At 72.2% G+C, this 10,037-nt stretch carries 6 protein-coding genes; 4 read left to right on the top strand and 2 right to left on the bottom strand.

The genetic code is table 11. The features are described 5' to 3' along the window. Positions 1–13 precede the first annotated feature (13 nt). From J0695_RS31665 to J0695_RS31655, 3 genes are all read left to right on the top strand, one after another. Positions 14–1,540 (top strand): glycoside hydrolase family 3 protein, encoded by a 1,527-nt coding sequence (locus J0695_RS31665; RefSeq protein ID WP_206967916.1) that lies wholly within the window; start codon positions 14–16, stop codon positions 1,538–1,540. A 203-nt stretch (positions 1,541–1,743) separates the two neighbouring features. Beyond that, complete coding sequence (locus J0695_RS31660; RefSeq protein ID WP_307798829.1) at positions 1,744–3,054, top strand: M14 family zinc carboxypeptidase; 1,311 nt, start codon at positions 1,744–1,746, stop codon at positions 3,052–3,054. 146 nt (positions 3,055–3,200) lie between these two features. After that, entirely contained in the window at positions 3,201–4,061 is an 861-nt protein-coding gene (locus J0695_RS31655; protein WP_206967912.1) for a cytochrome P450, read from the top strand. Here J0695_RS31655 and treY read toward each other — a convergent pair. Next, positions 4,021–6,375 carry a malto-oligosyltrehalose synthase gene (gene treY / locus J0695_RS31650; RefSeq protein ID WP_206967910.1) on the bottom strand — a complete coding sequence of 785 codons (2,355 nt, stop codon included), beginning with the start codon at positions 6,373–6,375 and terminating at the stop codon, positions 4,021–4,023. The genes J0695_RS31655 and treY overlap by 41 nt on opposite strands. Positions 6,376–6,456: 81 nt before the next feature. Here treY and J0695_RS31645 point away from each other — a divergent pair, with 81 nt between their 5' ends. Continuing rightward, a complete protein-coding gene (locus J0695_RS31645) occupies positions 6,457–7,701 on the top strand; it encodes an MFS transporter (protein ID WP_206967908.1) in 1,245 nt (414 codons plus the stop codon). Here J0695_RS31645 and glgX read toward each other — a convergent pair. Continuing rightward, the gene (gene glgX, locus J0695_RS31640; protein WP_206967906.1) at positions 7,655–9,826 is read right to left on the bottom strand and encodes a glycogen debranching protein GlgX; all 2,172 of its coding nucleotides are present in this window, start codon (positions 9,824–9,826) and stop codon (positions 7,655–7,657) included. The two genes, J0695_RS31645 and glgX, sit on opposite strands and share 47 nt — an antisense overlap. Between the last annotated feature and the right edge of the window lie 211 nt (positions 9,827–10,037).

Here is a 10,037-nt window from a genome sequence, read left to right as displayed (position 1 = left end):
GAGAGGACCAGCCATGCCACCCGCCTCCGGCCCTGCCCGTGCCCCCGAACTCCTCGCCCTCGCCGACCGGGTGCTGCAGCCCGGCTTCCAGGGGACCACCGCCCCCGACTGGATCCGCAGGCGGCTCTCCGCCGGGCTCGGGTCGGTCCTGCTCTTCGGCGGCAATATCCGTGACCGTGAGCAGACCGCCGCGCTCACCGGAGCCCTGCGCGCCGAGAACCCCGACGTCCTGATCGCCGCCGACGAGGAGGGCGGCGACGTCACCCGCCTGGAGGCCGCGACCGGCTCCTCCTACCCGGGCAATCTCGCCCTCGGTACCGTCGACGACCCCGAACTCACCGCCGCCGTCGCCCACTCCATCGGTGGCGAACTGCGCGCCGCCGGCATCGGACTCGACTACGCACCCGACGCCGACGTCAACTCCAACCCCGACAACCCGGTCATCGGCACCCGCTCCTTCGGCGCGGACCCCGACCTCGCCGCCCGGCACACCGCCGCCTGGATCCGCGGCATGCACGACGCCGGCGTCGCCGCCTGCGCCAAGCACTTCCCCGGCCACGGCGACACCGACACCGACTCCCATCTCGCGCTGCCCACCGTCACCATGGACGCCGACCGCATCGCGGAACTGGCCCTTCCGCCGTTCCGTGCCGCTCTCGCGGCGGGCGTCCGGGCCGTGATGACCGCCCATCTGCTCATCCCCGCGTACGACAAGGAGCACCCCGCCACCGCCAGCCCCCGCATCATCACCGGGCTGCTGCGCGAGGAGCTCGGCTTCGAGGGGCTGATCGTCAGCGACGCCGTCGAGATGCAGGCCGTCAGGGCCCGTTACGGACTCGAAGGTGCGACCGTGCGCGCGCTCGCCGCCGGTGTGGATCTCGTCTGCCTCGGCGACCGGTCGGGAGACGCCGAGTTCGCGCAGCTCCGTACAGCCATCGTCGACGCGGTCATGCGCGGTGAACTCCCCGAGGAGCGCCTCGCCGAAGCCGCCGCCCGCGCCTCCGGATTTGCCGCCTGGCAACGGGCCCTGGCCGCGAACGTCCCCGCCCCGGAACCGGACAGAGCACTCGGTCCGGCCGCCGCCCGCCGTGCGCTGCGCACCACCACCGCCGACCCGGAAGCGCTGCCGCTGCGCGCCCCCGCCGTCCTGGTCGGGTTCGGCGTTCCCGGCACCGTCGTCCAGGGTGACGGCGTGCCCTGGGGTCTCGGCGCGGCGCTCACCGCCCTCATGCCGGGCACCCTGTGCACCACCGTGCCGCCGCTCACCCCGTACAGCCCCGGCCGCGTCCGGGAGATCCTCGCCGACGCGGCGGGCCGGCCGCTGGTCCTGGCGGTACGGGACGCCCACCGGCACCCCGCCGTGCGGGAGTGGCTCGGCGCACTTCTCGCCGCGCGCCCCGATGCGATCACGGTGGAACTCGGCGTACCGCAGCCGGATTCCGGTGCCGCCGGAGCCGCCCGTATCGACACGCACGGCGCCGCACGCGTCTGCGCGCAGGCCGCGGCCGAGGTGCTCGCCGGGAGGCGGCTCGCGCCCTGAACCGACTGCGCCGGTGGCGGCGCGGGGTGCGGCGTCCGCCGTACGGCGCTTCCGCACTCCCCATCACACGGCTGTCGCGCAGCTCGCCGACGGCGCACGATCTGTCCGTGACCCAGGCACCTTCCGGATACGGGTGGAGTAGTCCTATGGCGTCGAATCGAGGGGGTGTTGACGGCCCGGGCGGCCACCGTGATCATCGCCTGGTGGACCGATACCCGAGCGTGGACGAAGTGGTCGCCGGCGCTGTCGACCTCACGGAACGTCACCCGCTCGGCGTTCGGCTGCGCAGAGTCGGAACGGCACGCTCGGGCGAGCCGCTGTGGCTGCTCTCCGTGGGGCGCGGCAGCCGGAACGTACTGATCGTCGCCGGCCCGCACTCGAACGAGCCCGTCGGCGGCGGGACGGTGCTGAGCCTCGCCCGGCGGGCGGCGACCGACCCCCGGCTCTGCGAGGGGGCGGACACCACCTGGAACTTCCTGCTCTGCCTCGACCCGGACGGCGCCCGCCTCAACAAGGGCTGGCAGTCGGGTCCGTACCGGCTGACCCGCTACCACCGGCAGTTCTACCGGCCCGGCTTCGCCGCCCAGCCCGAGTGGCTTCCCGAGGAGAGCGGCACGGGCAGGCTCCCCGAGACGCGGGCCCTGCTCGCCGTCCAGGACCAGCTCAGGCCGTACCTCCAATGCTCCCTGCACGGGGTGGACGTCGGCGGCGGCTTCGTGGAGGTGACCAGGGCGCTCGACGGGCTGCCGGAGCAGGTCGCGCGGGCAGCCCGTGAGCTGCGGGTTCCGCTGGAGGTGGGCCCCTACGACGCCCTGTACTGGCCGACGCTGGGACCCGGCGTCTTCGAGATACCGCCGCCCAAGCAGGGTGACCAGTTCGCCGCCATCACGGAGGCCGCTGTCCAGTCCACCTGGTTCCATCCGCAGCCCTACGGCACCGTCACCGCCGTCGTCGAGGCGCCCATGTGGGGCGTCGACGGGGTCGCCGACGGCACGCCGCACCCCGATCCCCGGCCCGAACTCCTCTCCATCAGCGACGGACTGCGGGCCGAGGCGCAGCGGATCGAAGCGCTCCTCGACCGGGTACGGCCCGAACTGGTGGCCCGCGCAGGGCAGTTCCTCGCCCCCGTGGAGGAGTACCTCGCCGTCTCGCCCGCGCTCGCCGACGCCTGGCATCCCGATGCGGCGCTGAGCGAGCCGAGCCGGCTGCCACCGCTGACCCGTGCGCACGTCATGGCGCTGCGCATATCGGCCCGCCGGCTGATGGTCCGTTCGTCCGGGCTGCTGCACCGGGCCCTCACCGAGGGGGCGGCCGGCCGGCATCTGGACGTACTGGCCGACCTCGACGCGTCGATCACCCGGGTGTGTGCCGTGTACGAGGAGGAGTACGGCGCCCACTGGATCCCGGTCGGAGACCAGGTCGAGTTCCAGTCGAGGGTGGTGCTCGCCGCCTTCTCGGCGCTGGCGCCGCTGCGGCCCTTCGCTGCCGGGGCCGCCCCCGGCCCCCAGGGCTGAACTGAGCCCCGGTCCCCAGGGCTGCACAGCGCTGAGCCCGGCCGTCACCCGTACGGGCGTACGACGACTGCGAACGGGCCCGACCAGTGGTCGCCTGGGAGGTATCCGCGCCGTCCTCCGGCGCCCAGGCCCCGGGAGGGACCCGTATGGCCACCGACCGGACCTTGGGGCCGCCGGGGCTGTTCACCGGGGGCCGCGACCGGGATCCGTACCCCGTCTACCGCGTCCTGCGCGAGCGATACCCCCTCGTCTACGACGCCCGGCTCGATGCCTGGCTGGTGAGCCGGTACGCGGACGTGGTCTCGGCCCTCACCGACCCGCGGCTCGTACGGCCCAGGTCCACCCAGTGCTGCGAGCCCGGCGACCTCCGCTGCACCGGCGCCTCGTCCCTGGGCGGGCAGCGGGAGATCGCCGAGCGGACCGCCTATGTGCTGGCCAGACGGCTGGCCGGGCGCGCCGAGGTCGACCTGGTGGCCGAATTCTGCCGGTGGCTGCCGGTCGGGGTGCTCGCCACCGCCGCCCGGATGCCGTACGGCGCACTGGCCGGACTCCGGGTGGCGACGACCGAACGTGCGCTCGCCTCGCTGCTCGCCAACCTCCTCGACCACCCCGCGCAGCTGGCCGCCCTGCGTGCCGCGCCGGGGCTCATACCGCACGCCTGGGCGGAGTCGCTGCGCCGCGATCCGCCGGTCCATGTCCTGATGCGCAGGGCGGTGCGCGACGTGCCGCTCGGCGGCGGGACCGTGCCGGCCGGCGCCACCGTGGCCTGTCTCGTCGGGGCGGCGGGCCGGGACCCCGACCGGTTCGCCAACCCCGACCGCTTCGACCTCCACCGGTCCGACACCGGCCGGCTCAGCATCGGCTGCCCCGCCACACTCCAGGCGCAGTACGGCGTACGGGCCCTGCTCGACGCCATGCCGGGGCTCCGCTGGGCCGACGGATTCCGGCCGGTGGAGACCGGGCTCCTCACCCGCTCGCCCCGGATTCTGCTCGTACGGACCGAGTGAGCAGCGCGACGGGACGCTCGGCGAACAGCTCGCTCAGCCGGACAGAACCGGTGAACTCTCGCTCCGCTCCGAGGAGTTCGGTCCAGGTCCCCTCGGGGAGCGGCAGCTCCGTGTCCCGCCAGCCGCCCGCATCGGCCAGGCGCAGGGAGAGCCGCGTCACGGCGGTGACGGCCTCGCCCGAGCGGCAGAAGGCGAGGCAGTGCGCGGCCGCGGGACCGGACGCGGTCATCGGCAGGTACGTACCCGATTCGCCGAAGACCTCAGGGAGGCGCCGGCGCAGCCGCAGGGCGGCCGTCGTCAGCACGGGCTTCTCGTCCATGGGGTCGACGGGGCTGAAGGGGGCTCTGTTGTCCGGGTCGACCAGTGCGATGTACGTCCCCTCGGTGCCCTGGTAGACGTCGGGGACGCCCGGCATCGTCAGCTGCACCAGCGCCGCACCGAGCGCGTTGGCCCGTACGTGAGGATCGAGCGCGCGCGAGAAGTCGGCCAGTACGGCGTGCGGCGGCCCGCACGGACCCGCCGCCACGAAGGCCTCCACCGCCTCCTCGTACACCGGGTCCTGCTCGGTCCAGCTGGTGTGCAGCCCCGCCTCCCGTACGGATTTGAGCAGCGCGGGCCCCAGCCGTTCGCGATCGGGCAGACCGAAGCCGAACGAGGTCTGCCAGGCCGTCCACGCCACCTGCGGATCGGGCGCCGGGGCCCCGCTCCCGCCCAGCGATTTCAGCAACTCGCCCCACCGCTCCGGGCATTCGGTGAGGACCGCGATCCGTGCCCGTACGTCCGCACTGCGCTTGGTGTCGTGCGTCGTCAGTACGGTCCCGGTGGACGGCCAGTCGCGCGCGAGCCGTGCGCAGAAGGTGTGGAACTCCTCGGGGGAGACGGCGGGAGCCCCGGGATCGCCGCCCACCTCGGCGGCCGACAGGAGCGGTGCGTACCGGTAGAAGGCGGTGTCCTCGACGGACTTGGCGCGCAGCGCGGACGCGGTCTGCGCGAAGCGCGCGCAGAACGCGGCGTGATGGGGGCCCTCGCCCAGCGTGCCGAGCGCCAGGTCCCGTACCACCGTCAGAGCCTCGGCCTCCTCGGGCACGGCGTACGCCGCCGCGGCTCTGGCGACGGCCTCCGGGGGGAGCGCGGGGCTCGTACGGTCGGGGAGGCCGCCCGCGGTGACGTACGGGCGGTAGACCGGGACCCGTACGAGCAGCTCGTGCAGGGCGATGCGCAGCGCCCACGGGGCGTGGTCGCGCAGTGCGGGATCGGCCGCGCAGACGCGTGCGGCCGTACGGACCAGGAACTCGGTCTCCGCCGCCAGCTCATGGGTGAGCACCTTGTACGCCGCCCGGCGGACGGTGGCCTCCCAGTAGCCGCCGCGGTCGCCGGTAAGACCGGTGAAGTACCGGTAGTCGCGGGCGAGTTCCGCGGCGCCTTCCCGGTCGGTGAACAGCCCGTCGATGTGGTGCAGCGCGTCGTAGCCGGTCGTCCCCGCGACCGCCCAGTCGGCGGGCAGTTGCTCGTCGCCGGTGAGGATCTTCTCGACGACGGTCCAGCGGCTGCCGGTCGCCTCGCTGAGACGGCGCAGGTAGGTGCCGGGATCGGCGAGACCGTCGGGGTGGTCGATGCGCAGACCGTCGGCGACCCCGTCGCGCAGCAGCTCCAGGATCTTGGTGTGGGTGGCGCGGAAGACCTCCGGGTCCTCCACCCGTACCCCTATCAGATCCGAAATGGTGAAGAAGCGGCGGTAGTTGAGCTCGGTACGGGCCAGTCGCCACCAGGCGAGGCGGTAGAACTGGGCGTCGAGCAGCTCGGGGAGCGGGAGCCCGGACGTGCCTTCCCGCAGTGGGAACGCGTGGTCGTAGTAGCGGAGTTCGTCCCCCTCGACGCTCAACTTCTCCCACTCGACGCCGAGCCGGTGGCCGAGGACCGGCAGCAGGACGCGCCCGTCGCCGCCGTCCCAGTCGATGTCGAACCAGCGGGCGTACGGGGATGCGGGGCCCTCGCGCAGGACCTCCCACAGTGGCCGGTTGAAGCGGGGGGCCGCGGCCATATGGTTGGGGACGATGTCCAGGACGAGGCCCAGGCCGTGCGCGCGGGCGGTGCGGGCGAGCGCGCGCAGACCGTCCTCGCCGCCCAGTTCCTCACGTACGCGCGTGGGATCGACGACGTCGTAGCCGTGCGTGGAGCCGGGGACGGCCTCCAGGACCGGCGAGAGGTGGAGGTGGGAGACACCGAGTGCGGCCAGGTACGGCACGGCCTTCTCGGCGGCCGAGAAGGGGAAATCCGGCTGGATCTGCAGCCGGTAGGTGGCGGTGGGCGTCATGCGAACGTACGTACCCGGATCGGCGGCTTCTGTGCCTTCCGCCCATGCGTACTTCCTGCAGGGGCGCGCTAACTTCGGCCGATGTACCGCCGTGTCCTGGCCCTCACCGGCCCGTTTCTGCCCGTCGTCTCCTTCCTCGGCAGGCTGCCGACCGCGATGTGCCAGCTCGGCAGCCTCCTGCTGGTCGCCGAGACGAGCGGCAGTCTCGCTACGGCAGGACTGGTGGGCGGAGCGCTGGCCGCGGGCCAGACGGTGGGCGGCCCGCTGCTCGGCCGCGCCGCCGACCGGCGGGGCCAGCGGGGTGTGGTGCTGGCGGCGGCGCTCACCAACGCGGTGGCCACGACCGCCTTCGTCCTGGGGGCCCTCACGCACCTCGCCACCCCGGCGCTGGTGCTGCTGGCCGTGCTCGCCGGCGCCACCGTCCCCCAGATCGGCCCGCTCGCCAGGACCAGGACCGTCGCCCTCGCGCGCGCATCGGACGCGGACGAGCGCACGGTCGGGGCCGTGCTCTCCTTCGAAGGGACCCTGGACGAGGTCTCGTTCGTGCTCGGGCCTGCCCTGGTCGGCCTCGCGGCGGCGTTCGCGCATCCCGCGGTGGCGCTGCTCGGCGCGTCCGCGCTGCTCGCGGTCTGCGGTTCGGCGTTCGCGCTGCATCCGACGGCGTCGCGGGTCGGTTCCCGTACCCCTGCCGGTGCCCCTGCGCGTGCGCGTCCGATCGCAGGAGCCGCGAAACGGCCTCGACTGCCCGCCGCCGTATACACACTGCGCTTCACGATGGGCCTCCAGGGCGCCATGTTCGGCGCGTCCCAGGCCGGCATCACCGCGCTCACCGAGCGCCTGGGCCGCCCCGAACAGGCGGGTCTTGTCTACGCGGCGATGGGGGTGATGAGCGCCGCCGCGGGCCTCTCGATGGCCGCGGTGCCGCAGCGCATCGCCCTCACCACCCGCTGGCGTGTGGCCACGGCAGCGCTCGTCGTGCTCTCGGTGCCTCTCCTCTTCGTGGACTCACTTCTCGCGCTGTACGCGGTCGTCACCCTGCTCGGTGTCGCCTACGCCCCGCATCTGATCACCCTCTTCGGCCTCACCGAACGCCTGGTGCCGCCCGCCCGGCTCGCCGAGTCGATGGCGGTACTCGCCAGCTGCACGGTCGCGGGGCAGGCCCTCGCGCTCGCTCTCGCGGGACGGCTGTCCCAGGACCACGGGCCCGGGGCCGGTTTCTCGGTCGCGGTCGTGGCCGCCGGGCTCTGCTGCGTACTGGCGCGGATACGAACCGGCGACCCTACGCGGGCCGTTGCAGCACCGTCAGACTCCGTCCGATCAGCGTGACCCGGTCGCCCGCGCCCACCTTGGGGCCCGTGCCCGGCGGGACACCGTCCTGACGGGCGGTGTCCACCACCACCTGCCACTGTTTGCCGTGGTCGACGGGGACGGCGAAGCCGATGTCCTCCGCGCTCGCGTTGAACATCAGCAGGAAGGAGTCGTCGGAGATCCGCTCGCCCCGGGTCCCGGGCTCCGAGATGGCGTTGCCGTTGAGGAAGACGGTCAGAGCCTTGGCGCTCACCGACTGCCAGTCCTGCTGGATCATCTCCTCGCCCTCGGGCGTGAACCAGGCGATGTCGGAGAGATCGTCGTGCGTGCCCTCCACCGGGCGGCCGTGGAAGAAGCGGCGGCGGCGGAAGACGGGGTGCTCGCGGCGCAGGGCGACCATCGCGCGGGTGAAGGCGAGCAGAGTGGCGCCCGAGGCGTCCGTATCAGAATCCGTATCGGCATCCGATGGGTCCGTATCCGAAGTGGCCGCGGCGACCGGCCAGTTGACCCAGGACAGGTCGCTGTCCTGGCAGTAGGCGTTGTTGTTGCCCCGCTGGGTGCGGCCGAACTCGTCGCCGTGCGAGAGCATCGGGACGCCCTGAGACAGCATCAGCGTCGCCATGAAGTTCCGCATCTGCCGGGCGCGCAGCTCCATGACCGCCGGGTCGGTGCTCTCGCCCTCCTCGCCGCAGTTCCACGAGCGGTTGTGGCTCTCGCCGTCCCGGTTGGACTCGCCGTTCGCCTCGTTGTGCTTGTCGTTGTACGACACCAGGTCGTTCAGCGTGAAGCCGTCGTGGCAGGTGAAGAAGTTGATCGAGGCGAGCGGGCGGCGGCCGTCGTCCTGATAGAGGTCGGACGACCCCGTGAGGCGGCCCGCGAACTCCGCGAGCGTGCGCGGCTCGCCGCGCCACAAGTCTCGTACGGTGTCACGGTACTTGCCGTTCCACTCGGTCCACAGCGGCGGGAAGTTCCCCACCTGGTAGCCGCCCTCGCCGACGTCCCACGGCTCGGCGATCAGCTTGACCTGGCTGACCACCGGGTCCTGCTGCACCAGGTCGAAGAAGGACGACAGCCGGTCCACCTCGTGGAACTGGCGTGCCAGGGTTGCCGCGAGGTCGAAGCGGAATCCGTCGACATGCATCTCGGTGACCCAGTAGCGCAGCGAGTCCATGATCATCTGTAGGACGTGCGGGGAGCGCATCAGCAGGGAGTTGCCGGTGCCCGTCGTGTCCATGTAGTAGCGGGGGTCGTCCTCCATCAGGCGGTAGTACTGGGCATTGTCCAGGCCGCGGAAGGAGAGCGTCGGGCCCAGGTGGTTGCCCTCGGCCGTGTGGTTGTAGACCACATCGAGGATGACCTCGATGCCGGCCTCGTGCAGCGCCCGTACCGCCTGCTTGAACTCCAGGACCTGCTCGCCCCGGTCGCCCCAGGAGGCATAGGTGTTGTGCGGGGCGAAGAAGCCGATGGTGTTGTAGCCCCAGTAGTTGGCGAGACCGGCGTCGGCGAGCCGGTGGTCGTTGACGAACTGGTGCACCGGCATCAGTTCCAGGGCCGTGACCCCCAGCTTCGTCAGATGCTCGATGACGGCGGGGTGGGCGAGGGCCGCGTACGTCCCGCGCATCTCCTCGGGGAGGTCGGGATGGAGCATGGTGAGACCCTTGACATGGGCCTCGTAGAACACGGTCTCGTGGTACGGGGTCCGCGGCAGCCGGTCGTCGCCCCAGTCGAAGTAGGGATTGACCACCACCGATGCCATGGTGTGCGGTGCCGAGTCCAGGTCGTTGCGCGAGTCGGGCTTGCCGAAGTGGTAGCTGTACACCGCCTCGCCCCACTCGACCTCCCCGCTCACGGCCTTGGCGTAGGGGTCCAGGAGCAGCTTCGCCGAGTTGCAGCGCTGCCCCTTGTCCGGCTCGTACGGGCCGTGCACGCGGAAGCCGTACCGCTGACCGGGCATGATCCCGGGCAGATAGGCATGGCGTACGAAGGCGTCGGTCTCGCGCAGCTCGACCGCCGTCTCTGAGCCGTCGTCGTGCAGCAAACACAACTCGACCCGGTCGGCGGCCTCCGAATAGACCGCGAAGTTGGTCCCGGCGCCGTCGTACGTGGCCCCGAGCGGATATGTCTGTCCCGGCCAGACCTGCATGGGAGAAGACTCTTCCACATCCGATGGTCCGAAACGTAACTGCTATGAATCAGCTCACTCCGGGCGATCTTGTGCTGGGGAACCCGCGCGCGTTGTAAGGAAGTTGGGAAAGGACCCTGTGCATCCGGCTGCACCGCGTCCCGCTCGCGGAGTACTCTTCCTTGATCTTGCAGGGGGACCGAAAGGCGGTACGCGGTGCAGCCGGATGCAC

Origin of the sequence: Streptomyces beijiangensis (assembly GCF_017315755.1) — a bacterium.
GTDB classification, from domain to species: domain Bacteria; phylum Actinomycetota; class Actinomycetes; order Streptomycetales; family Streptomycetaceae; genus Streptomyces; species Streptomyces beijiangensis.
This window is presented reverse-complemented; position numbering and strand designations above follow the sequence as displayed.

What these genes read in the sequence shown, in the direction of transcription:
- J0695_RS31655 (WP_206967912.1), top strand. Translation starts at nt 3,201, where the DNA reads ATGGCCACCGACCGGACCTTGGGGCCGCCGGGGCTGTTCACCGGGGGC.
- treY (WP_206967910.1), bottom strand. Translation starts at nt 6,375, where the DNA reads ATGACGCCCACCGCCACCTACCGGCTGCAGATCCAGCCGGATTTCCCC.
- glgX (WP_206967906.1), bottom strand. Translation starts at nt 9,826, where the DNA reads ATGCAGGTCTGGCCGGGACAGACATATCCGCTCGGGGCCACGTACGAC.
- J0695_RS31645 (WP_206967908.1), top strand. Translation starts at nt 6,457, where the DNA reads ATGTACCGCCGTGTCCTGGCCCTCACCGGCCCGTTTCTGCCCGTCGTC.
- J0695_RS31665 (WP_206967916.1), top strand. Translation starts at nt 14, where the DNA reads ATGCCACCCGCCTCCGGCCCTGCCCGTGCCCCCGAACTCCTCGCCCTC.